At 31.0% G+C, this 24091-nt stretch carries 34 protein-coding genes, 1 tRNA gene and 1 pseudogene; all 36 read right to left on the bottom strand.

The features are described from left to right. Window positions 1-152: 152 nt before the first annotated feature. The 36 genes and pseudogenes from GW846_03120 to GW846_03295 all read right to left on the bottom strand — a co-directional run bounded on the left by GW846_03120 (window position 153) and on the right by GW846_03295 (window position 24090). The gene (locus GW846_03120; GenBank protein NDK09745.1) at window positions 153-506 is read right to left on the bottom strand and encodes a hypothetical protein; all 354 of its coding nucleotides are present in this window, start codon (window positions 504-506) and stop codon (window positions 153-155) included. Between the two features lie 9 nt (window positions 507-515). Further along, window positions 516-1097 carry a hypothetical protein gene (locus GW846_03125; protein ID NDK09746.1) on the bottom strand — a complete coding sequence of 194 codons (582 nt, stop codon included), beginning with the start codon at window positions 1095-1097 and terminating at the stop codon, window positions 516-518. Window positions 1098-1101: 4 nt separating this feature from the next. Continuing rightward, window positions 1102-2451: a hypothetical protein gene (locus GW846_03130; protein NDK09747.1), complete on the bottom strand. Its 1350-nt coding sequence runs from the start codon at window positions 2449-2451 to the stop codon at window positions 1102-1104. Window positions 2452-2515: 64 nt separating this feature from the next. Continuing rightward, window positions 2516-3580 (bottom strand): hypothetical protein, encoded by a 1065-nt coding sequence (locus GW846_03135; GenBank protein NDK09748.1) that lies wholly within the window; start codon window positions 3578-3580, stop codon window positions 2516-2518. Window positions 3581-3582: 2 nt separating this feature from the next. Continuing rightward, window positions 3583-4461 carry a hypothetical protein gene (locus GW846_03140; GenBank protein NDK09749.1) on the bottom strand — a complete coding sequence of 293 codons (879 nt, stop codon included), beginning with the start codon at window positions 4459-4461 and terminating at the stop codon, window positions 3583-3585. Between the two features lie 9 nt (window positions 4462-4470). Continuing rightward, entirely contained in the window at window positions 4471-7017 is a 2547-nt protein-coding gene (locus GW846_03145; protein ID NDK09750.1) for a tape measure protein, read from the bottom strand. A 3-nt stretch (window positions 7018-7020) separates the two neighbouring features. Beyond that, entirely contained in the window at window positions 7021-7470 is a 450-nt protein-coding gene (locus GW846_03150; GenBank protein NDK09751.1) for a hypothetical protein, read from the bottom strand. Further along, window positions 7464-7724, bottom strand: coding sequence for a hypothetical protein (locus GW846_03155; protein NDK09752.1), 261 nt, complete (start codon window positions 7722-7724; stop codon window positions 7464-7466). The genes GW846_03150 and GW846_03155 overlap by 7 nt, the downstream gene beginning before the upstream one ends. A 128-nt stretch (window positions 7725-7852) precedes the next feature. Then, on the bottom strand, window positions 7853-8311 hold the full coding sequence (locus GW846_03160; protein NDK09753.1) for a hypothetical protein: 459 nt from the start codon (window positions 8309-8311) through the stop codon (window positions 7853-7855). Between the two features lie 92 nt (window positions 8312-8403). After that, entirely contained in the window at window positions 8404-9171 is a 768-nt protein-coding gene (locus GW846_03165) for a hypothetical protein (protein ID NDK09754.1), read from the bottom strand. Between the two features lie 69 nt (window positions 9172-9240). Next, complete coding sequence (locus GW846_03170) at window positions 9241-9657, bottom strand: hypothetical protein (protein ID NDK09755.1); 417 nt, start codon at window positions 9655-9657, stop codon at window positions 9241-9243. 3 nt (window positions 9658-9660) lie between these two features. After that, the gene (locus GW846_03175) at window positions 9661-10095 is read right to left on the bottom strand and encodes a hypothetical protein (protein NDK09756.1); all 435 of its coding nucleotides are present in this window, start codon (window positions 10093-10095) and stop codon (window positions 9661-9663) included. Beyond that, window positions 10095-10430, bottom strand: coding sequence for a hypothetical protein (locus tag GW846_03180; GenBank protein ID NDK09757.1), 336 nt, complete (start codon window positions 10428-10430; stop codon window positions 10095-10097). Before GW846_03180 ends, GW846_03175 begins: the two co-directional genes overlap by 1 nt. Before the next feature lie 3 nt (window positions 10431-10433). Beyond that, complete coding sequence (locus tag GW846_03185) at window positions 10434-11015, bottom strand: hypothetical protein (GenBank protein NDK09758.1); 582 nt, start codon at window positions 11013-11015, stop codon at window positions 10434-10436. Between the two features lie 67 nt (window positions 11016-11082). Then, window positions 11083-11490, bottom strand: coding sequence for a hypothetical protein (locus tag GW846_03190; GenBank protein NDK09759.1), 408 nt, complete (start codon window positions 11488-11490; stop codon window positions 11083-11085). Between the two features lie 56 nt (window positions 11491-11546). Then, window positions 11547-12809 (bottom strand): hypothetical protein, encoded by a 1263-nt coding sequence (locus tag GW846_03195; GenBank protein NDK09760.1) that lies wholly within the window; start codon window positions 12807-12809, stop codon window positions 11547-11549. Between the two features lie 27 nt (window positions 12810-12836). Next, window positions 12837-13265 carry a hypothetical protein gene (locus GW846_03200; protein NDK09761.1) on the bottom strand — a complete coding sequence of 143 codons (429 nt, stop codon included), beginning with the start codon at window positions 13263-13265 and terminating at the stop codon, window positions 12837-12839. Window positions 13266-13335: 70 nt separating this feature from the next. Then, window positions 13336-13515: a hypothetical protein gene (locus GW846_03205; GenBank protein NDK09762.1), complete on the bottom strand. Its 180-nt coding sequence runs from the start codon at window positions 13513-13515 to the stop codon at window positions 13336-13338. 11 nt (window positions 13516-13526) lie between these two features. Further along, a complete protein-coding gene (locus GW846_03210) occupies window positions 13527-14042 on the bottom strand; it encodes a hypothetical protein (GenBank protein NDK09763.1) in 516 nt (171 codons plus the stop codon). 63 nt (window positions 14043-14105) lie between these two features. After that, window positions 14106-14912, bottom strand: a complete 807-nt coding sequence (locus GW846_03215; protein NDK09764.1) for a hypothetical protein — start codon at window positions 14910-14912, stop codon at window positions 14106-14108. Continuing rightward, entirely contained in the window at window positions 14900-16141 is a 1242-nt protein-coding gene (locus GW846_03220; protein NDK09765.1) for a phage portal protein, read from the bottom strand. The genes GW846_03215 and GW846_03220 overlap by 13 nt, the downstream gene beginning before the upstream one ends. 46 nt (window positions 16142-16187) lie before the next feature. Then, complete coding sequence (locus tag GW846_03225; protein ID NDK09766.1) at window positions 16188-16697, bottom strand: helix-turn-helix domain-containing protein; 510 nt, start codon at window positions 16695-16697, stop codon at window positions 16188-16190. Window positions 16698-16730: 33 nt separating this feature from the next. Then, a complete protein-coding gene (locus tag GW846_03230; protein ID NDK09767.1) occupies window positions 16731-18278 on the bottom strand; it encodes a hypothetical protein in 1548 nt (515 codons plus the stop codon). 128 nt (window positions 18279-18406) lie between these two features. Then, window positions 18407-18640 (bottom strand): annotated as a pseudogene (locus GW846_03235) (hypothetical protein). 217 nt (window positions 18641-18857) lie between these two features. Further along, complete coding sequence (locus GW846_03240) at window positions 18858-19040, bottom strand: hypothetical protein (protein ID NDK09768.1); 183 nt, start codon at window positions 19038-19040, stop codon at window positions 18858-18860. Between the two features lie 3 nt (window positions 19041-19043). Beyond that, entirely contained in the window at window positions 19044-20261 is a 1218-nt protein-coding gene (locus GW846_03245) for a DNA modification methylase (GenBank protein NDK09769.1), read from the bottom strand. Between the two features lie 321 nt (window positions 20262-20582). Further along, window positions 20583-20654, bottom strand: a tRNA-Glu gene (locus GW846_03250). A 143-nt stretch (window positions 20655-20797) separates the two neighbouring features. Further along, a complete protein-coding gene (locus tag GW846_03255; GenBank protein ID NDK09770.1) occupies window positions 20798-20989 on the bottom strand; it encodes a hypothetical protein in 192 nt (63 codons plus the stop codon). A gap of 238 nt (window positions 20990-21227) precedes the next feature. Then, window positions 21228-21512 carry a hypothetical protein gene (locus GW846_03260; protein ID NDK09771.1) on the bottom strand — a complete coding sequence of 95 codons (285 nt, stop codon included), beginning with the start codon at window positions 21510-21512 and terminating at the stop codon, window positions 21228-21230. A 1-nt stretch (window position 21513) separates the two neighbouring features. Beyond that, a complete protein-coding gene (locus GW846_03265; GenBank protein NDK09772.1) occupies window positions 21514-21771 on the bottom strand; it encodes a hypothetical protein in 258 nt (85 codons plus the stop codon). Window positions 21772-21773: 2 nt separating this feature from the next. Next, window positions 21774-22040: a hypothetical protein gene (locus GW846_03270; protein NDK09773.1), complete on the bottom strand. Its 267-nt coding sequence runs from the start codon at window positions 22038-22040 to the stop codon at window positions 21774-21776. Between the two features lie 26 nt (window positions 22041-22066). Next, complete coding sequence (locus tag GW846_03275; protein ID NDK09774.1) at window positions 22067-22252, bottom strand: hypothetical protein; 186 nt, start codon at window positions 22250-22252, stop codon at window positions 22067-22069. Between the two features lie 7 nt (window positions 22253-22259). Next, a complete protein-coding gene (locus tag GW846_03280) occupies window positions 22260-22685 on the bottom strand; it encodes a hypothetical protein (protein NDK09775.1) in 426 nt (141 codons plus the stop codon). A gap of 26 nt (window positions 22686-22711) precedes the next feature. Next, complete coding sequence (locus GW846_03285) at window positions 22712-23215, bottom strand: hypothetical protein (GenBank protein ID NDK09776.1); 504 nt, start codon at window positions 23213-23215, stop codon at window positions 22712-22714. Between the two features lie 63 nt (window positions 23216-23278). Further along, window positions 23279-23602, bottom strand: a complete 324-nt coding sequence (locus tag GW846_03290) for a hypothetical protein (GenBank protein ID NDK09777.1) — start codon at window positions 23600-23602, stop codon at window positions 23279-23281. Next, window positions 23593-24090 carry a hypothetical protein gene (locus GW846_03295; GenBank protein NDK09778.1) on the bottom strand — a complete coding sequence of 166 codons (498 nt, stop codon included), beginning with the start codon at window positions 24088-24090 and terminating at the stop codon, window positions 23593-23595. Before GW846_03295 ends, GW846_03290 begins: the two co-directional genes overlap by 10 nt. Window position 24091: the final 1 nt, after the last annotated feature.

Consider the following 24091-nt stretch of genomic DNA (forward strand, 5'->3'; position numbering starts at 1 on the left):
TGTTAACTTACTAATTGCTGATATGCATGATAAAATACAAATTGCGACGAATGAATGAGTTACATCTACTCTTTTTTTTCTATAAAATCTCAAATAAGAAATTATAAAAGCACTAAGTAGATATATGAGTATTCTAAAAAAAATATATATTGTTATCATAGATTCTCTTGGATATAAATTAAGGTTTGAACAATTAAATATCAAAGTGTTGAAGCCAAAATTGCTAAGACATAAAATATCTCTTTCCAGTCTCTTTTAAAAAATCAATTTTTAACTGTTACATTGGTTGGATTATTAATTGTAGTTTTGGATTTTTTTATTATTCATAAATCATGATGAACTCAATCCATTTCAGAACGAAGAGTCCGAACACTTCAGTTAGTATAATCTAGCTTTGCTTCCATTCTTCGGAGATCTTCTCATAGATACTTTAACGCTTCTCAAAATCTTGCCTGATCTTCTCGAGAGAGCATCATTAGGTCTAAAAGTTTTTCATATCCAGCCATGATTTCTTCTTAGTTTCAAAATAAAGTTTCTATTTCTTCAGCACATTTATCTCGAAGTTCTTTAATTTCCAAAAACATCACATCAGCTTCATTTAAGAGTTCATTTTCTTCAGCTGATGGATCTCTTTTTTCTCTCGTACAAAGTGCATTTATTCTGGCCACATTTGCGGTCATATTTGCCTGGTCTGTTATGCTATATTTTCTCAGTATATCCTCGGAGCATTTTCTTTTTATTTCTGATACTTTTGCTTCAATTTCTAGATTTTTACTCTCCAAAGTTTCTACTAAATCAAAATCATTTTCTATAAATGAATCGAGATACTCTTGATATTTTTCTGCTGCGATATACTCAGGTACAAGTTCAGTTATAAGATCAGGATCTATAGCTTGTGCATCTTCTACAATTATTTTATTTTGTGCTTCGATTTCATCTTGAAAATCTTTGAGAGTTTTTACGATAGGTTTATAGTTTTCAATCCTTCTTTCTGAATTTATAAAATCATTTGAAATTTTAATAGTTTCAGCTCATTCCATTTCCATAAACTCTGAAGAACGAGAAATGAGTTTTCAATTTTTTATTAATCAATACATTTTTTTAAGATAAAGTAACTAAAATTTCATCATTTGGGTATGAAGTCGAACTATCTGCAAAATACCTAATTGTAAATTGAGTTGATGTAACACTAAGTAATGTCATAACTAAATAGTTTCAATTATTGTTGTATAATCTACTCATTAGATTTCAAGTTGATGCTGTTCTTTGTCAGTTATATCAATATGAAATAAATCTTTGAGTGTTATCTTTTTTAGTCCATACAGCCTTTCCAGCTCATCAAAAATAAAATTCAATCGAATTTGGGATTGAACCAAATGAATGATTATAAGTTATATCTTGATTTCAACTAACATAACTAGGATTTTGAAATCCCATAGTTATTGGTTTTACTCACTCTTTTTCCCAAAGCCCCCAAGTGGTGTTATTTGTACTTCGTCTGTAAAATCTATCTCCATTATTAGCAAAAGCAAATTGTACAGTTTGTCCAGATCAATTCGGGTCATTCCAAGGTGCAAGTGTTAATAATCAAATACCGGGGGAAGTTCAAGTTAATGCGATATCTGAAGCATCTATAAATTCTAATTCAAGACTTCTTGCATATCAATTTGGTCATCTTCAACCTCCTCTATTATCGGGTGTATTTGCAAGTTTTGGAACACCTCAAGTAATAAGTTTTTCCCAAGAAGTCCAGATATTATTATTCATTGATCTTGTATATATTTCATTTGCTGTTGATCATCAAAATCAACTTCATATAGCCATCTGAAAAGCATAATTACTTCATTGTGAAACTCTATCAACAATAAGTATATAAGTTCAATTTTTTGGTGGTTTATTTAAAGCAGTTCAAGTATCAACTCTATATCTTCATCCAATTAATATGTCATTAAAATCTGTTACTGCTCAATATTGAACACAAGAATTCCATGTCAATCATATTACATTCAATCTTGCATTTGTTGTTTCTTCAATATTTCGAGCTAAATAATCCTTCTTTATAAAAACTCTTTCATCAGTGATCACTCAAGAAGTAATACTTGCAAGTTTTATATAATTAGATGTAGGATAAGATGCTGCAGTTTTAATAGTTCCAATTCCTTCACCATTTGGTGCATTTATAGTTCCATTATCAATATTGGCTTGAGTAATTTCAACGAATACTTTTTTAGTTCCAGTTGTATCAATAGTAACGTCAGTATCTGAATCAAATAAAACTCGAAATGACTTTCATGTTCGAGTCACTTCAATAAATCAAAATCATTTTGTTACTTTTCATGATTGTACTTGTAAGCCTTGAGCTACTCAAGCAGTTGAAAGTGATTCTAAGATTTTAGAAACATCATAGTCCTGGACAAGATTATTTCATTGAAGGAGAGAAACTCTTTGCATAATTTATAATAAAAAAATATCTAGGTTTAAGCCTAGATATCGTGGTTTTTTTTTCAATGTCATTTTAGTACTCTAAAATCTTCTGTGATTCTTTTAATTTTCGAATTTGTTCTGGAAAAGTCAGTGTTTTTACTTTACTGGTAGAAGTTTTGAGAGATATATTCTCGAGGTCTCAAGATTTATATGATTTTTCTATTATTCTACTTGGGCCGATATAATTATTAAAAATATTATCTGAGTTTATAAATATATTTATATCATCTCAAATTTCCACCTCGAAGTAGTTTCTTGTAATTGGAGTAAAAGATATCTCTCTGACACTTTCTTTTCTCTCAGAGAGAATTTCAGCTGCTGTAGTAGCATCTTTTCATAAACTTGGGAAGAATCTTTCAACTGCTCAGTATTTTGTCTTACTTGGAGTATCTATTTGAGTTTCTACTGAAGTAGTATCTTTCACTTTTACTCAGTTCGCAATATTTTTAGAATTAAATAGTGTTTTAGGATTTTCTATACTTCGCGATCTTGGATTGTTCACATCAAAATTATACTCTCTATAATTCTCTCATGACAAAGTTCTATCTATTCAGATTTTCGCTTTGAAATATATGACATTATTATCTATAAAAAATTCATATCCATCTTCCGTTAAATCTTTAAAAACACTGAGAATATCCTGACCTTCAAAATATTCTTTATCAGGTAGGATATCAGTGACTCCACAATCAAGAATAAATCAATTATCATATCTCGAACTAATATCTGATAATACATCATTTAAAATATACTGAAGGGATTTTCAGAAATAATTTTTATCTATTCATAAATATCTATTTTGGAGAAAATCTATCATATCTCAGATTCAAACTTCAGTTACATTATTTTCAGCTTGGATGTAATCAATATATCCATCAATGAGAAGATTTTCTTTTCCAGTTACAGGATCTTGTTTGAATAATTTTACACGGAAAAACTCCTGAAGAATTTCAGGATCATTTCCAATGTTATCTGATTTTATTTTAAAACTTCCCTTCCCTGCATCACTTAATTTGCTTTCAGCTGAAGCAGAAATTATATTATGAATTTGAGTGATTTTTACATTCGATGGAGAAGAAACATAAGCAATATACATTTTTATAAGAGTGAATTATTAAAATATACGGTAGCATCAAAACTTCCAGGACTAATTCCTCAATCATTATCATTTACAATGAATTTCGTATTTCATGATACTGTAGGCCAAATGCTTCATGGCTCTCTATCTCAAAGAATATTAACTCCATTTTTCGTAAGTTTTTCTTCAGCTGAATTAATAATCAAAACATCTCATGAGGTGAGTGAAGTATTAATTATAAAATATGTATCATTTGAAACATTAAATATTTTGATGGGAGAACTGAGAGTTTGATTGGCTTTTATTTCAATCTTTGCAGGACTATCTGTATTTCAGGTTCCAATACATTCTAGAATACTTCATGATTCGTCCCAAGCATCTGGAAGGGTGAATGGAAATCTAAATCATAAAAAGACTCACTCTCCTCATGCAGTTACAATTTGCTCAAGTGATCTATAAATAGGATCTTCAATTGATTCTAAAACTACTCTCCATCTCCAATGACTTCATATGATTTGATCATCTCATTCAAGTACTTCGAGAGGTTCTTTAATCTTCACTTTGAGAGTCCATTCTCTATCATAGATATCTTGAATATATAATTCTCTTTCTTGTATTTTTCACGGGTTCCCCTGGAGTGCAAAGAGCTCTTCTAAATACAATACGGATGCATATTCTTCATCTCATATAGCTCACATCCTATCTATGTATCATTCTAAAGATATTATTCGTGTGCGCGCGTATGTTGGAGATGTAGTTCTCCCATGCATTCAATCAATGTTTTGAGAGTCATCTGAAGTTGAGAGTTTTCTCCATTCTTTAAATGTATAATAAATACCCGAAATACTATTTCGAAGAATATCTTTATTATCAAGCCTTGCAGTTTTAAAATCGTTCATGAGTAATTATTAGAGTCTAAATTTTAACTTATCAAAAACTGTTTCCAGATCTATTTGATTTGTCACAGTGATATTTGGAACATTTATATTTTTTGAATTATCAAAACTTTGATTTCATTGTCTCATTCTCTCGAGTTGTGAAATAGTTTCAGGAACTTTTTTTACAATGTCATGAGGGATTACATATTCTTTGTAGTGAACTGTTCCAGCTTCTCATGTAACTGGACCATCTCATGTATATCCTCATTCATAAAATCAAGCTCAAGAACTTCATTCTCCACCTCCTCATGATAATGCAGCTCTTCTTGCAGCTGCAACTGCCTGCCACTTAGAAATGAGTCTATTTTGATATGATTCTTGTTTCAAAGATTCCTGGTATACTGTATCAGTAATTTGAACCTCTATACTTTGACGGAGTTGTTTATAATTTTCATCAATCGCAGCTCTTTTATTGGAAAATTCAGAAAAAATAATTTGCTCCTGAAGTTTCTTTTCTCGTAAAGATTCAAGCTCATTTTCTGCAGCTTGTCTTTCAACTTCGATTTCAGTTTGTCTTTGTTTTTCTTTTACGAAATCTCTTAAATCTCAGACTTTTACTCATCATTCAAGTGTTTCATCATTTCAGGCAACTGCGAGAATAGCTTTATATCTTTCTGCTAATTCCTCTAAATCAGCTTGAGTATCTGTAGATCAAAATTTAAATAAATCTTCTTTTATTTTTTTACTCTCTTCAGCAAGATTTAACAATGTATCTTCGAGTTTCTCAATATTCTTTATGTAATCATCAATTATATCACTACTTTTTTCTAACTCATCATCATATACTTCAGTAATTTTCTCAACTGTATCTGAAATAAATTCTACTTTTTCTTTGAGTCTTTTATTTTCTTCTTCCTGAAGATCTTCGAGATATTTTTTTCTTCTCTCTCGTTGTTCAGCATCCTGTTTTAAAAGTTCATTTTCTTTTTTAATGGCTTCTTCTTTTGCCTTCAGTATTTCTTTTTCGATTTCTTCTTGAGTTTTTCATTCATCTTTTGCAGATGCTCATCCTCATCAAGAATCATCTCATCATGTTCATCCACCACCTCTATTTCATCAAGTAGCAGGTCTTAGAAGTTCAGTTCAAATTTTACCAGTTGTTCAGCCAAAACTTGTCAATGCTTTAGTGAAATCATCAAATACAGCTACTGAAGCAAGATTTGATTTTTTAGTTAAAGAATAATCAAATCCATTTTCAAAGCTTTTGAAAGCTCTAGTTGGTCAACCTCATCAAATATTAATTCCATCTACTAAACTATTTAATCATAACGCTTTTGAAACTTTTCATCAGATTCAAAAAGAAACTTTATCTATAAAATTTCATACTACATTGAGAGCACTCTTTAATCATTTTTCAATTGCACTTGGAAGCTTTTCAAATGCAATTCACATATTTTCAACTAATGTTCATGTATTATTTTTAATAGTATTAAAAACTCATACTACTGTTTCAGATGCTCAAATAAGAGAAGTTCAGATTGTAGAAGCAATGAATTTAAATCATTTCGAGGCAACATTTACTAAATATCCTATTACGGATACTCAAGAAATCATAGCATTTGAGAATCAATTTATTAGTGTTGTTGCTTTCTCTGTAATTCAATATGTTTCATCAATTTCTCAGAACTTTTTAATAAAATCATTGGTTGCTTGTGTCATCGTTTGACCAATGGTCACACTAGAATTTTGAAAACTATCATTTACTTGTTCATTCGCTTCAAGCAGTGCATTTTTTAAGACATCAGAAGTAATAACTCATTGAGCAGCTAAGTCTTTTAATTCTCATCTATTTACTCATAGTTGTTTTGCGAGTATATCGAGAAGAGATGGCATTGCTTCAGATACTGCTCTAAATTCATCACCTGCAAGTTGCCCTGATCAAAAAGCTTGAGCAAGTTGAAGCATTACAGAAGAAACCTCATTTGCTTCTGCACCTGATAAAGCTAATCATTTAGAGAGAGTATCTAAAATTTTTAGAGTTTCTGCCTGACTTCATCAGAGTTGTTTATTTACCAAGTCAAAACGAACAAAAGAAGCAGTTAAATCATCAACTGGAACTCTTGCCTGATTAGCCATTTGAAATAAATTATCTCGAAGTTGCTCAAGCTGAGCTCATTCTGAAACTTGTTTCAATCTATTTCACATATTAGTGAATGATTCCGATAAACTTCAAATTCCAGAAGTAGCTTTTGCAAATCAAATTGTAGCCAAAAATCATCCAGCTACTTTCAAAGATTTTGTGAATAATGTAGTCTGTCAATTGGCTTTTTGCAGTGCAGATTCAGTTGATTTTATTTCTCTCTGAAGAACTCGAAATTCTTTACTTCAAATTTTAACACCACTTAATTTTGAAGTAAGTGTTGTGAGTCTACTATTTAATCATCAGATGGTATTCTTTCATAAAGATTTCTCAATATCATTTCAAACATCTTTAAAATCATATTTTATTTTATTGAGCTCAGCTCTTAATTGTCATTTATCTGATTTTACTCAGAATATTAAATCTCAAAGTTTCATATTTTATTTTTTTAAGATATTTTTTAAATCATTGATTGCTTTTCTGTCTGCCTTTTTTGATAATCTTTTATATTTAGATGGATCCAGCAGTTCTCAAATTCTAGAGTAAATTCTTCTGTATGAAGTGAGTGGTAGAGAGAGTATTTCTGAAATTGGTTGATTTAAATTTTTAGCTAAGAGTACTATGAAATATTCCATATCATTAAACTCTTCCAAGAAATCAAAATCTTTCATGTTATTTTTATTTTTATGATCTTTTATTTGGAATAAAATTTCTAAAAATTTTTCCGTATGTTCTGAAGATAATTTAGGAGTTTTTTCATTAAACTCATTCAATATTTCTAAAATAGTTTTTTCTGGTTCAATTAACCAGCTGAGATATTGTTGAACTGTAATTTCTCATGTAATGAAGTAATTTCAGTTATACTTGAAAGTATTTTTTATTCTTAGCATTTAATTTTTGTGATAAAATTAATAATTTCTTCATCTAATATTTCTCAATCTTTACATTCTAAATATCAATTATTTAATTTTTTGAGTATTTGATGAATAAATGGAATAATAACTTTCCTAAGTTTTTTATTGTTAGTAATTCATTGAGTAGCCGATATAATTTCTCACTTTTTTTCGTGAGAAATTTTTCACATGTAATACTTTTTTCAGGCAATTACGATATTAATTTCATAGCTATTTAAGTTGTAGAACATTTTTTTAATAAAAAAATAAACCTACTTTTTAGGGTAGGTTTTGAAATTTTTTTTTCAATGTCATTTCTGAGTCTAAGAATAAGCTATTTATTTATAATTATCAATTTCAATTCTCAACATCAATATATTTAAAACTCTATTGCTTTGGCATCAGTAATTACAAAATCAGTTCAATTCCATTTAAATTCACACTGATAGGCTGAACGAATCATAGCTCAAAAACCATTTTGAGAATCTACTTTTAAATTTACGAGTGCCGTATTTTGATCATCAGTAGAAATCCCAACCTCTTCTTCACTAAATTCAGCACTTGATGGAGATTTTAAAAGTCCTTTTACTGTATTTCTACATATCATTTTTGCAACTCATGAATTTTCATTTAAATAAGAAGCAGGAGTTGTTGGTAAATTATTAGTTTCAGTAGAAAATTGTTCTCATATAGCTCATATAACTCCTACAATAATTATGAATATTATAATTAATCCACCACATCAAATGTTCTTTTTAGGTTTCTGTTCTTTTCAACAATGCTTACAAACTTTCGCATCATCTTGAATCTCTTCAGCACAGAATTTACATTTCTTCATGGAAATATATAAAAAAGTAATAGAACACTTATAATGATTTTTTCTAATAAATCAAAAAGACCTCATATTTGAGGTCTTTTATTTATCGATTTTTAAACTGATTGTTCATCTTCAATAACAAGAATTTTGTTATTTTCATCTGGGAATGCCATAAATTCAAATGGCATTTTCATTACTTCATCTACTGCATCATCTGCAACAAATCCCCACGTCATGTTTCCTGATGCATACCCTTTTGGAATTGTTATGGTAAGATTTTTACCATTTTCATCAGTGTTTACCATTCTAAGCTCATAGAGTGCAATGAGCTTCGTTACATCTGACCATGTAGCTTTTTTCTTAGCGTTTGGAGTGTAAGAGTAAGACGCAACTAAAACTCAAGTTTGAGCTGTTTTTGGAACGATATAAGTATATCATTTCTCTCCATTACTTCCATCAGATAGATAGATTGAATAATCTGTACCTGAAATAAGTGGTGAACCATCAGAATTTATTATTACTGAAGAAACTTCGCTATATGCACCATTTTTATTCGCAAGCTTTATTGGACTTCAAACAATCCATCATGTACCGAGTGCTTCTCAAGTAATATTAACTGGAGCTGCAGCTATATCTTCGAATACTCCATGATTATCAATCTTAGAAAGATTATCAAAAAATAATTCCCATATGCTTGCTGTAGCTTTTACAGATTCTACTTTTTTTCTTGGAGGAAGTTTTCAGTTATGAGCTCTTAAATCAATAACATTATAAACTACTTCGAGTTGTGCATCCTCAAGTAATCCTAGATTTACATTATCAAGAAACATTTTCACACTTCATAGACGAATCGCTTGGCTGTTTTGTACTGCTGTTTGCATAGTATAAAATTAATAAATAATTCTATATTAAGCTATACTTTGAGATTTTTTTTTCAATGTCATTTGCTTTTAGAAATCTAGATCTCTATAAATGAATGTAAAAGTGAGATGTATTCCCCAGCATTTTATTTCTTTATCATAGGTATCTCTATCGACACTATTCAGTGAGACGTAAGAAATCCCGTCCATATTTTGTCTTCTATTGAAGCATGTCACAATTGCATTCATTAATTCTTCAGCTTGAAGATTTGTTTTTGCCCATGATGTTATTTGAAAAAGAGATCTTCTTTTTGGATATTCTGCAGCATTATCTGTAATTCTATGATAGGTAATGAGAGGAATACTTGAATCAAATTTTGACTGAGCTCTATTCACATCAGCATCATCATTTTGATAATATACCTGGTCAGAATTTTCTACTAAAGACATGATTCATTCATCGCTGGTCATAATAGAATAGAGAATCCCTTTAATATTTTTAGCCATAATTTATATTTTTAAATATTGTTTCAATGCTTTTTCAAAGATATTCTTTGCTTGCTCTAGATTATCTTCAATTCATTTTCTTACAAAACTTCTTTCAGGAATATGTGCATATCCATATTCTTGAGCTCTCGCATATTCGGTAGCTGGTCATTTCTTTACTCAGAGTTGATAGATCATATCTCCAAGTTTCTCATGTCAAATACTTCTTTTTAAATTTCATGTAACTCATTCATACCAGTTCCCTCAAATTATCACCGGATTTCTTCATTTTCTAATTGGAGCCAATCAATCCTTTCGATTTATATTATCTGGAAGTCTATTTTTATCTCGAGGAGTATTCTCACGAATTTTTTGTTCTAAGAATACAGTAACTTCTAAGAGAGCAAAATTAATAGCTTGCTCCATGATAAAATCATTACTAAATTTAAATTCGGCCATTATTGTATTAATTGCAAATAATGAATCCTGAAAGGATCATCTTGTTGAAAATATTGTACTACTCTCGAAGTGATCACACTATATTTTACATCTCAATGTATAATCTGATCTCCTCTCTTCGAATCAAATTCTAATGAGCTATATAATGCATGCTCTGAAATCTGCTTTGTGAGTGTCCCTCATATCTCTTTAGGAGTTTTGAGTTGAACTAGTACTCATTTGATTAAAGCATCTTCTCAGAAGCTCTCAATTGATTCTCAGATACTATTCTTATTACTACTTACTGATTTGTGAGTGTAATTTCTTATATCTTTTCTAAAAGCTCAAAGAAACATAGTTTAATAGTGAATAGAATTAAAAATTTTATATTTTTTTAGTATCGAGGAAAAGTCTGACAAGCTATTCATTTTTTTCCCATCTAGGAGTTCTGAAGGAGAGAAATATGTAATACTTAATCACTCTATTTTCTTGTTTTTGACTGTATCTTCTCAATTCAATTGAATACTATTCATTTCTGTACAATACTTCAGGAAGAATGTTTTAACATCAACTGGAACTGAAGTAAATCCTCTTTTATATATAATCTCTACATTTTTGTTTCATTTTGGGATGACTTTGTCCAGGTATACTATCGCTCATTCAAAAAAATCTATTCAGACGTTATTAAATTCTCATGATGATATATTCGTAAACTGTTTTACTTCTAAAACTCAATTAATTGGTCCTTCGAGTAAAAGTCTATTGCTTCACATTCCAGAAACTCTTCGAGTAATTTCCTTTTCTCATAAATTCCATCATAATTCTAGATCTACTAATGATGTAAGGGTAGTTATTAAATCCGTCAATCTTACATCTTGGGATGTATCAGTTTCAGGAATTGATAATACTTTTTTCAGATCTACTAGGCTGCAATATTCCATAAAAATTTAGAATAAAAAATAAGCTCCTAGTTAGACTAGAGAGCTCAGCTTTTTTTTCAATGTCATTTTAAAGTAATCCATTATCAACAGCGATTTGATTCAAATCATCACCTTCAGCAAATTCTATTCAATTATCATTCAGAAGTTTTTCTAAATCTTTAGTTCCTGTAAGATCTGATTCTCAAGTTTTTCATGTATTAGAATTCTCTAAAAGTTCTAGGAGTTCATCTTTTTTTGCCTTAGCATCAAACTCAACTCAAAGTACTGATAGTTTTTCTTTGATTTCTTTTACAGTCAATGAATTATCAACTACAGGAGCTTCTTGTTTTGGTATTTCTTTCCCAAGAACTTCAAATCAAAAACTCTTATAAGCTCAGAGATTAATTTTATTAATTTCTCGAACTTCCCCTGGTCTTACTCAATTATAAATTCTTTTTGTTGTATTCACTACCTGTACAGTTTCTATTTGGCTCATAATATTATAATTAAAAATAAATTAAATGAGAAATCTCTCCGAAGAGAGATATCCGATTAAATAACTTTTAGGTTTTTCACAAGTACTACAGCATCAAGATTTTCGATTTGAATATCGATTCTCATTTTGAAGTAATATCTGTAACCAACTCCAGGAATTCTATGAATTTCAAAACTAATTCTATCTGAAGCGCTACCACCTGTTTGAATAGCGTAGATAAGATTCTTTGGATCTGTGAGAAGTGCGTCAGAACCATCGAGAGTAACCTCAGTGAATGTTGCTCCAGATTCAATTTCATACATGATATTAGATACCATAGTAATATTTGAAGCTGATACACTAGCTACTATATGAACTTGTTCTTTCTCTGTACCAATATCAGTAACAAATGCTTTTCCAGCAGTTACTCAAGTTGCAGATGTAACCGCAATCACTTTTTGTCCTGCAGCAGAAACTGAAGCAGTAGTAGTTGCAGCTCATCCTCCAAGAAGAACTGGTTCTCCATCTCTCATGAGATTTGCTTGAGTATATGGCATTGTAGCGATTGTTCTTTGAAGATCAGTCTTTACAAGTGAATCTGCAATTGTTGTATATTGTTCTGTGTAATCAATAACAACACCTCGAGAAGTAATAAATTCAGCATCATTTGCAAACTTAGAAGGCATAGCCTTGATTGCTTTGATAAATTTTTCTCTTTTCACGAGTCTATCTGCAAATGTATCTGTATCAGCTGCATCAATAATATGAGCTCCTTCAAGAGATCTATATTTAAATCCATCAAAAAGTTGATTTACTGTAAGAGGATTCCCTCTTTTTCGAGCATAGAATGAGAGAACATCAAGTTCATTCATAACTTTCTTCCCAATCATTCTCATGAATTTTTCACCAATTTTTCCTTTCTCAATATTATCTTCAAGTTCTTGATCAGTTACCATGAATTGACCTCTCACGAGTTCAGATTTTAATTCTAGAGTATCACTACCAAATGTAGTATCTTTCGAAGTATCAACTTCTGAATGACTCCCTGGATACAGAAAATCTCCGATAACAAATAATTTTGCGATAGTTTTATTTGGACCATCCATTCTTTCGACTCGAGCTTTCTTAAGTATTGCAGATTCATCTTTCATATAATCAATGAATGCAACTGCTTGTTCTTCTCGAAGAGTTACAAGTTTTGAACCTAAAGTAGGTGCATCAAAAGCTTTTTCTAATCTCTCATCACTTCCACCACCTGAACCTGGTTCATCAACATAAGTAGCAACCAAATGGAAACTAAAAATTTGAGCTAAGAGTCTCATAAAAATATTGTGTTTCATGTTTCTAAAAATAATTTAAATAAAATACTATGATCCAGCTACCACTTCATCCCATAATCCTTTTTCTGGTTCTCCTCAAGTAGTTTTCGTTACTTGCTTAGAACCTTTAGGAAGATCTTCGATTGTTTTTGTCATCTCTTCTTGCATCTTATTCATAGCACCTGTCATCGCATCTTTCATGTCATCCATTAACTCTTTCAAGCTTGATGCTGTTACATACAAGTCAGCCCATTTTTCCATTTTCTCTTCAATCTTCTTCATATTTTCTCAGAGAGATGCATTTTCTTCAGTTGTTTTTTTCATAGAATCTTCAGTTTTTTCAAACTCTTGTTCTACGTCATCGATTCAATCGATTGCTTCAGATAGTTTTTCTAAAGCTTCATCTCCTTTTTGAGTTTTGAGAAGTTCTAGAGCTTCACTCAAGCTTTTCTTCATTTTTTCAAATTTTTCTTTCATAGGAATAATTTAATAATTAATAATATTACTCTTTTCATTTTTGAGTTTGGGCTTTTTTTTTCAATGTCATTTACTCTTGAGAGAGTCTTTTCTGTAGTTTTTCAATTTTCTTCATGTCATAAACTTCCTTTTTTAGAAGGACTTTCTTGAACATTGCAAAACCTGTAGTTGCCTTTTTAACTGCAGGAGTATGATCACTCGTAACGAGAGAAATCTTCTCAGTTTTAATTCAAAATATATTGAAGCTCATAATAATAATCTTTAAATAATAAGTTCCTTTTGATACCACCCTTCGATAGAAATTCAAATAATCTCTCATGCTATAACTTTATCAAATAATGCATCACTAAATTTAATTGCGACTAGCCAGCTTCATTTACTGACAACTCAGTGCTCGAATTCCATATCCATTGGAAGAATATAGGACTCCACAAATCTTGCTTCAGTACAATCGATATCTGTATCTTCTTCATGATTTATATTCGCAGTAACTCAAGATTCCTGCATGTTGATCATAAATTGATGGCATGCTTTTATTACTTCGTCACGCGAAGCTGTATCTCAGTTATTATCCTCGACATCTGGTTCAAGTGCTACGAATGTTATTGTGTTGTGTGATTCAGTCTTAAGTAGCTTTATTTCTTTTTTTGTTTTATCCATGAAACATCAGCAATCAGAACAATAATCGTGGTCACATCAAGGACATACTTCAACTCAGTTTTTCTTTTTAGTGTTGATACTATTTTGAAGTTCTGTAAATGTTTTTCGAAGATTCATAATTAAAAAAAGTACCAAGTAATAAAACTACGGTACTTTCTGAGATTTTTTTTTCAATGTCGTTTATAAAGGATCTTCATCTGGATTTGTGAGTCTTCTATCTACATAACATCTACAATAAAATCAATGAGGTTCATCTTGAGTCTGAGTTGCTTTAAATGCTTGATCTGCTGGAATCCAACCTTCCAAAGTATTTTCCTCATGAGAATCTCTAACTGCTGAATCTCATTGGTCCATATTTCTTTTCCATCATACCGTATTAAAATAATTAGAATATTTTTCATATTGTATTCTCTTCCCCTGGGCAAATGCAATAGATATTTCTTGCTGAGCAATTAGAGCTGCACGAGTTTCATTGTATTTTCAAAACTTAGTATAGATTTTAGTTTTCAATAAATCAACAGAATTTCAGTTCTCAATCGAATCAGAAATAATCTTTGAGATTTCCTTCTGAGTTGTTTCATCGATATATCTGATCATTTCTCATGCGTGAACTTTAGCCCAACTAATTGCTTCAGAATTATCTATATCAAAACTAACTCATACAGGAATTTCAGATTGTGCTTTTTTTTCAGAGAAGTTTTGACCAGCGACATATCAAGTTACATGTACATTCACAAACTCTTCAACAATTGTTTCTAATTCTTCAGCTGATATTTTTTTCATCTTATCGAGGAGCACTTCAACCTGATTAATTTCATTCTCAGAGTTTTCTGAGACACCAATAAATAACTGAGGATTTCAATCAATATAACTTAAATAGTCTTGTATCTGCAGCTCGAAATACTTTGTGGCCACTTTCTTGAATGCAGCGACTGTAGATGTAAATTCTTTCCCTCGAAGGTCTCATGATTTATTTATTTTTTTCATTTTTTTTCATACATTTTTTGAAGTACTTCTTCTACTGCATCTTCTTCAGGAGTCTTATCTGAGTTTCAAGATCCATAAACTTTATGAATCATATTATCTGCAGCTCATGTTATTTCATATCAAATATATTCTCTTCATTCATCAATACTAAAGACTCAAGTTCTAATAAGCTTATCGACAACTTCAGCTTCTTCTTTTTGGTTTTTTGTATCGACTGGATTCATTTCTATTTCATCTACAGCATCAGGGAAATATTCTCGAAGTCATTCTTTCAATTGTCTCACGAACCGAGCCTGAGTAGGCTTGATAGTTGTGAGATTAAAATCTTCTAATGAGCTTTCACGAGTCGCACGATTTGAATTTTTTCAAGAAAGTAAATCAAAGGGAATCTGAAGAGCGATTGCGATATCTTCTTTAATTTCTTTCTTGAGAGCAATAAAAGAATTATGATCTATCTTGCTCGCGATATCTAATTTCTTAAGTTTTCAAGATACTATTCACATCTCAAGACCGTTATTCACACCTCTGAAATAATCTTTAATAAATGTTGTAATAGCAGCTTTATCCTGAGGAGTCATTACATTATCTTCATCTACAAGAAGTGTTGGTTCAATAAATCCATTCTCAAAGAGTTTTCGGTACACTTGTTCAATGAAATAGAGAATGAGAATAGATTCGATACAATCTACAAAAATAGTATCTCAATAATACTTACTCGTGAGTGATGCTCTTTTAATATGAATAAATTCTCATTTCCCCCATTCAACTTCCTCATTTCAACTTCATTTCTGAATAAGCTTTTCTTCTCAATCTGTATCTTCAGCAATGAGACATGTTTCAGTAAGTATAGGATCTAATTCGATTATCTTATTTCAATTTGTAGTGAGTATCTCATAGAAGAAATTTCCGAATGTACAAAAATTAAATACTCATTCATTTACATCTAGTTTATTGAGAATTTTATTTAAATCCTCGTTTGAAGTTTCAAGGAATCCAGTGTCACAACTCGCAGCGATTTTTTTAATTATTCATGATAAAAGAGAAGAACTTCTTACAGTTTTTCTCAGTAAATCGAAAGAGATTTCAGGATTTATCATTCCCTTGTATCACTTCGTATTCTCTGAAAGTTGCTTAGATTCCTCAACTTTAGTCATGATTTCTTGAGCTGTTTGAGTCTTCTGCAGAGGATGTTTTGGATCTACTGTTACTGAGATTTTAGAGAATGTCACAGCTTTACTTTTGTTTCCCATTATAAGATTTTATGAAATACTATTATTAAGTGATACACTCCTGCTCTTTTTTTTCAATGTCATTTCATCATTTGTAAATATTGATGACATCTCGAAGTATGACAATGAACCATGAAATAGTTTGTTTCTCTTCTTCAGTAAAATCGTAAATCTCCATGAACTTTGTGATATAATATGAGTTAAAATTTGGAAGAGTGCTTCCTCATTCTATTCGATGGATTGCAAGTGAGTCTCATCTCACCAGTTTTGCTACATCATCCACACTCAAGAATTTTTCTAATCTCTTCTTTCGAAACAAACTTCAGAGAATAGATTGTGTGGGATTTTGCCACTTCTTTTGATTCTCTAAATAAAAGTCATCTTTCTCCTGATTATAGAACTTATAAATCAAATCTAGCTTTCAAGAATTGATTCTATCTGGAGCTCAATTTACAAATATGAGATACATAAAATTATAAGATACTCCAATCTTATTAGCCATAAATCATGGTCAGTTATCCTGGAGATCTTTGATTAATTTTTGGATTACATTCATAGTAAAATTGTGTTAAGTTCAGTAAAATTTAACCTATTTCGATGCACTGCTTGTAAATCATCAAACCTTGATGTCATAGAACGAATATACCATGCTATCGACCATATCGTCCTCTGTTGCATTTGGGAACGCGAGGAGCTGAGTTTCGAGCTCTCCTGTTTTATCTGGCGAGAACATTACTTCTCCTCTTTCAAAATCTCACTGGAATTCCATCAGTCTTTGAGTCTTATCTTTCGTTGCTGAAATTATTACAACTGCTAATTTTTCTTTTCTCAGGACTGGACCAATAGCAAGTCCACCTCACTGACTTTCAAGAACAATAATATTCACATTAAATTGTTTATATTTCTCTGAAATAAATCTCTTGTAATTCTCTTCAGATTTCTCAGCTCATTCAAGTTTCCAGGATCATAAGATGTATTTAAACTTTCTTCATTCATCATTGGTATAATGAGCTGTTATGGTTACAGCCATTGGATCTGATATTGTTTGCTCAGAAAGAGCTCCATCGACTCACATTACGATTCTGACCTTATCTGGTTTAGAGTACCAATATTTTATGAGAGTCTTTCCGATAATTGTTTGTCATGCGACATATGGAATAAGATTAAAATTTCAGTTATATGCGATACTTCCTTGTTCTCTTCTTTTCTTCTGAAGAGAAATAAACATGGCCTTCGTATTAGTGATTCATTTATTTAACCTATCGGCAATTTTATCAGTAGCTACAAATCTACTCCATGCAATCTTTCACTTCTCTCGAATCTTTTGCCAGTAGATTTTTATATTAAATGCTTCATCTGATTCGAAGTGTTTCTTGAGTCTTATAACTCTCCCATCTTCCCTGATAGAATTTCAAAGAAAGACTTTTTGTGCAAAAGCATCGAGTCATCACATAACTTCTGAAAGAATAAACTCTACAGCTTCGCTTATAATCTTTGGATTCTTTGTATTCTCGAGTGTGTCCAGGTCATCGAATCAAACCAAGTCAGGACGAAGTGTTTCTCCTTCTGAAGAATAGAAAGTTTCTCATCTTGGACTCATACCTGGAGACATCGCTTTCATCATGACTTGATTTGTTGTGATAAATTCAGTCACAGATTTCTTTGAAATATCTCTCTGTTTTCTTCATTCTGCAGGTATATATAAATATCCGTAATCTCTAATTATTTTCTTGTTTTTTTCGAGTATGATGATCACCGAAAGAAGCATCTTCTTAGCCTTGGTGAAATTATCATTATAATGCATGATAAATCTCTTTTTCCTGTAACAGATGCACCAAACATAGTAGTATCTTAAGATCATAGATTTAGCACACTCTCGAAATCAAACAAAGATTATATCTTCTCCATTCTGCAAATCTTTTGAATAATTGATTTGAAACGGAGCCATCTCATGATAAAACTCTCTCGGGAAATAATATTCCATAAACTCAATAAATCTTGATTCTAGAATAAGAACTCGAGATTTTTTTGCTTTCGGATTTCTGAAAATATAATTTAAAATATCGCTCTCAGAAGGTTCTTTTCTCTTAGCTAATGATTTAATCTTTGAAGGAATATGTATTTCTTGTGGAGTCATTATTTCTTGTTTTTTCTGCTAAGAATTAGTTCATACATTTCAACATCTGACTCATCCTCTTCAAACTTCAAATCTGAATCATCAACCAGTCCAACTCTATTCCCAAATTCCTTTCTCGCTTTCCTCTCGAGCCACCATTTAGAATCAGAAACTTCTCAATCTTTTATACTTCTTCAGATGTTAATCTTTGCCTGAAGAGTTATTTTATTCTTCCAAAGTGCTTTTCTCTCCAGAAATTCAGGATGAGATTTTTGATAATCATAGAGAGTAGAGCTTCAGATTTCGCAAAATACACAAGCTTCTAGGTCATTCATACCTACCATAAAACATAACTCTAATTGTCGGAGTACATTATCTGTCATGACTGGTTTTGCTCATGCATTACTCTTTCGCTTTGTTCAATCTAATTTTGTTCACTTTTTTGTACTAGTTTTCAAAGATTTTGGAAGCTTCTGATTTAAGTTTTTAGCTGAAGCAGATCTATCTTCTTTTGAAATAGTTTTAGCCACAGATTTTAGAGTTCTTTTTACAGGAATCTTTTTATCTGCAGCTTGTTTTTTTTCAGGAGATGGACCAGCTTTAATTGCCATTTCTAATTTTTCGTAAAATCTTATTTCTTTTCTTTCGCATCATGCGAGATTGGATTATCTTCTGAGCTGCTGCGAGATTGGATTGATTGACATCATCTGTCCTCGTTATAGATCTTCTCAGCATATCCTGGAAGAGTGGATTACTTTCCCATATGAACCATGTATTTTCCATCGATTACTTCTCTAAAAAATTAAAATCAATTTCACGATTTACACATCAGATTTCTTTTTTCGACTTGGTAACATCGTAATATCTCTTTATGATTACCTGGACAAATAATGGATCTAACTCCATCATTCTGCAGCTGCGATTTGTCTTTTCGCATGCAATGAGAGTACTTCATGAACCTCAAAAGAAATCTGCCACGATGTCATGTTGTTTCGAACTATTGAAGAGTGCATATTCAATAAGCTCAACTGGTTTTTGAGTTGGATGTACATAATCTCAAACATTCGCTCTCTTCATACTCCAGATTGTTCACTTTCATTGTTCTTCAGCAGCTCGAGCTCTTTTGATAATATTAAGAATCTGAGAGTCAGATTTATTTTTGAAAGTATCTATTACTGTTCCGTGTGTTCTATCTCAGTAAAAATTTGTTCTTCATTGATTCAAGGAGCAATAAAATAGAGGTTCATGTTTCCATCTATAATCTCACCACCCGAGAGCAGCTGAAGGTTTATTCCAGATTATTTGATTCTTAATATCAAATCCTGTTTTTAGTAAAGCCTTTTCAAATTGAGCTTGAGTAGAGGAAGAGTGAAATACATAAACTCATGCAGTATTTCTTGTAATTTCAGCATATCTTTGGAACCATAATACCAGCATGTCATCGAAAGCTTGATCTCACATATGATCATTCTCTATTCATCTTTTCGTATTTTTTCACTGACCTTTGTAATTCACGTTGTATGGTGGATCAGTAAAAATCATTTGAGCTTTTTCTCAATTCATTAATTCTCAGACATCCTTCTGATCAGATGAATCTCAGCACATCAAGTAATGATTTCATAATTGAAAAATATCTCATTTTTGGATAATGAGATCTTCAGGATTCACTTCAGGTACATGGTCTTCAATATCAGCATCAAATTCATCTTCATCAAAAATATCAAAATTCATATCGAAAGGAAGATCATCTGGAATATCATTTCAGAAGTCTCATAATTCCATTAGTTCTGACATCAGATTTTCTTTGTTGTATCATGACAATAGGTTCGAAGTATTATCTTTGATTCGATAATACTTTTTTTCCTTCTCAGGCATTCAATGAACTTTAATAACATCTACTTCATTTTCTTGAAATCTCTTCAGAGAAAGGAGTCTTCAGTGGCCACAAATAATCATGTTTTTTTCATCAACGATTATTGGAGCTATATATCAAACTTTCTTCATGCTAATTTCTAGGCAATCAACCGATTCCTTCGTATGGTTTTTATTGTTCTTCTCATACGGAATTATCTCATCTATGTTTAAATAAATGAGCTCTTTTTTATATTTCTTAAGATCCTGTATTAAATCCATATTTTTTGTTATTATAAAATGCTTTCAGCCACTCGTTACCCTGAGAATAAAACGTACAACACAAGCTAAAAAGTTTTTTAGGCTCCTGCTCGACCTGTATTGTCCACTTCGAGGCTCAGGGTAAGAGTATTAGCTGCTTAATCCCTCGAAATGGTTGTATGACTAACGAACAGGTGAAAAAATTTTATAGGTAACGCAAGGCAGGAATCGAACCTGCGACTCTTTCCTTGAAAGGGAAAGCCTCTTCCACTGAGATACTTGCGTATAAAAAAACCGACGTAAATAAAAGTGTTGCCAGTACGGCGAAAGTCTCCAATGGAGACAACACTCTTACCTGAATCGGTTAAGAGAAAAATATTCGAAAAATGTATACAAATTATACCAATATCACCTTAGAATACAAGAATTTATTTTGCCTGCAGATCCTCAAAAGAATCTACATCTGTCACCATTTCCTCAAAGCTAGAAATTACATGAACACTTGATTTGGTTTTTACAACAACGTACGTTTGAAAACATTGAATACTTTCATATTCCAATACCTTATGAATTACTTTTCCTCATTTTTCTTTCTTCCAAATTTTTATTTTTTTATTCATTTTCTAAATAATTTAGTGATATATTTTTATTTTTTTGTAGTAACAATTCTCGGGTAAAGTTCTAATTTCAACTGATTATATTGGAGCATTAATCAAACTTTATTCATCCATATTAACGAATATAAAATAATAAATGGTTGTAGAAATATTATATAACATGCAAGGAGAAATATCACCGGGATTGCTATAAGAATTGAGATAATTGCTTTTAAAGTTTTCATAGTTATTTAAATTGAATTTAAAATGGTAAATCTTCCACACTGATCTCTTCTCAAGTTCAAGTAGATTCTTTATTGCTCTCTACTTTTAATTCATTGAAACCTTCAAATATTTCTCAGATTGTAAGATCTTTATATCTTTCAGCTAAATCTCAACTTACTAAATGAAATGCTGCATTCCTATCAAATAGAAAGATTACTTTTGCAATATCAGTTTCTGTTATTTCTGATTCCTGGAAACTCTGCTCTAACCTTTGGCACTCTTCTCAGAAATGCTCTTCATGATCTTGTTCTGAATAGTTCATGTTATAATTTTTTATCAGGAACTAAAAATGCTTTGCTCAAAGTATTTAATGAAAGGAGAACGGTGTCTATTTCATCAATTCGAGGTTTAGGATTTGAATTACAATTCATCTGAATAAGTTTCACAAGTGTTTTTCTATTGATTCGAGTAGTAAGTAATGATTTCATGCTTTTTTCTATCTCAAGTATAGATTCAGCAAGTATATCTAATGCTTCTGGATTTTCTTCGTTTCGGATTATGTGAATGTTTTCGTGGGCCATAATTATCTGCTTTTAAAAGATATAATATAAATATTGTCTTTGAATTTTGTAATATCCGTAACCTCTCTATCGAATCTTGTAAGTTCTTCAGTATTTACTATTTCAATATAAACTGGATTTCAAGAGTTATATTTTTCTAAAAATTTATCAAATATTTCTTGTTCATAATTAGGAACTTCACGAACTGTATTATTTTTGATTCAATATCTTTCTTTATTCCAGTTATCAGGAATAGATTTTACTATGAGTGTGTGTCATATTGTTTTCATAAAATTACTATAATTCAAATAAAATACTATTCAGCTTTCGATTCTTTTTCGGAGTATCCCTCCAGAGTAACATCGCTCTCTCTAATTTGTTCAGCTTTTTTTCTTTCATTTCTGATAGTCTCAAAAAATAAAGTACGGTGTTTTTTCGGGTTCATATTATGAGCTCTCATGAATTTTTTCATGGCTCTTTTTTCTAATTTAGTGAGTTGCATAGACTATTTATGTAAATATAAATCAATTCTCCTCAAGTCTCTCTCTGGCTTGTTCTATACTCGAAGCAAAAAATCAAGTTCATCAATTTTTGATTACATCATCAAGGAACTCTCTTTGTTCTACTGCATGATGGTATTTCTTAGGTTTCTTTGTGGTGTATTGAGCTTTTGCAAATCGCTCTCTAAGATCTTCTATTGTTCTATCAAAAAAACTCATTTCGCTTGGTTTCTTTACCTCAATAGCGATAAATCTTCATTGTACGAGAGCCATTACGTCTGATATGCCTGGACGAACGAAATTATTATTATTTCTTTGATAAAATCAGAGTTTCTCATTGTAAAACCCTCTCATTTCATTGTCCCATACCATAGCTCACTCCTCCATTAGCCATGCACATATTTCTATTTCGATATATTGTTCTTTTTGTCACATGTTAGATAAACATATTATTATTAATCTTAAAATAAGCTCGCTTGTTTATGAATGATTACTGCAGATACAATTATCATAGGTATGTCATCATGAAATATCACTAAAGCTTTACTCATATCACTGAATGAATAAATTCAAACCATACAGTCGTCTTCTCAAAGTGATGATTCAGTTATCATCTTTTTTAATTTTTTATAAAGCTGAAAATCAATACATATTGCATCATGTCATGAAAAAACTCATACATAATCTTTTCAAAAATAAGTCTTGTATTGATCTATCTTTTCAAGCTTTCAAATTTGAGTCGTATTATGTTTAATTTTTGGTAGAAAATCTTTTTCAAACATCTGAGTCATGTCGTCTTCTCACAATACTTCAGAAACAAATGTTTTTACTGATTCTGAATTTGAAGATAAATACACATGATAAATTAAGTTTGATAGTCAGACATATTCATGACTTTTTATGTAAGTTGCAGGAACTCTAATTCAATAATCTAATAACATTGTAACTTCTTGTTTTAGTGACATGGTTTCCGTTTAAAAAATATTTGTACTTTCTTTCCTGCAGCTATTGGGTCGAGTGTGTAATTCCTATACACCTGTTTCACGTGGAAAAGATAATTGCTTCCCTGGTCAGAAAATTGACCGGTGCCAATTATCATTCAAGTTTCCTTGGATATTCTCTCAACTTTCAGATGCAGCGAGAAGCTCTTGCGAGACTCTGTCTTCTTGTAATTGAGCTGCAACAATTGCCCTGATTCTATTTCGGCGATACTGTAGTGAGAGTAAAAATTCATCTTTCACTCTGTTTTTATTATTTTGGTATTCACGTTCTGCTCTTATATATAAAATATCGTATTCATCGAGTTCACTTTCGATATACACTAAATCCTCTGATGTAAAATCTACTTGCATGCTTCTTTTTTTGGATTAAATCACCAGTAACTTCATGTCGTTATTTTTGCAATTCTCGTTTTAGTTATCTGAAGAGATGTTTTAAATCTCTCAACATCATTTAGTGTTTTGAATTCTTGAGTTTCTTCACTTTTTACATTTCAAATTACTGTGGTGATTATCGAATCTAATTCTGTAATTGTAGGTTCCCTATTAATGTTTTTCTTCATATTCCCTATATGAAACTTCACAACAGTTCTTTGTTCAGGATCCAATCCAGCAAGTTTCTCCTCATAAGAAATAGATTTTTGATCTTTCACTTCCCACCAATCTTTGATTTTATTTTTTACTACATTTCTATTGTGCCTTGGAAATCTTATAACTTCTGCTTGTTGGTAGATGGAATTAAAATTCTCAATCAATCACTCCCAATATAAAACTTCAGTTTCGAGTCAAAATGCTACCTGTACTCAGACCATGGGGACATGTTTTTTTATTTGTGTAGTCATA

Source organism: Candidatus Gracilibacteria bacterium, assembly GCA_010119145.1.
Classification (GTDB): Bacteria; Patescibacteriota; Gracilibacteria; order BD1-5; family UBA6164; genus JAACSU01.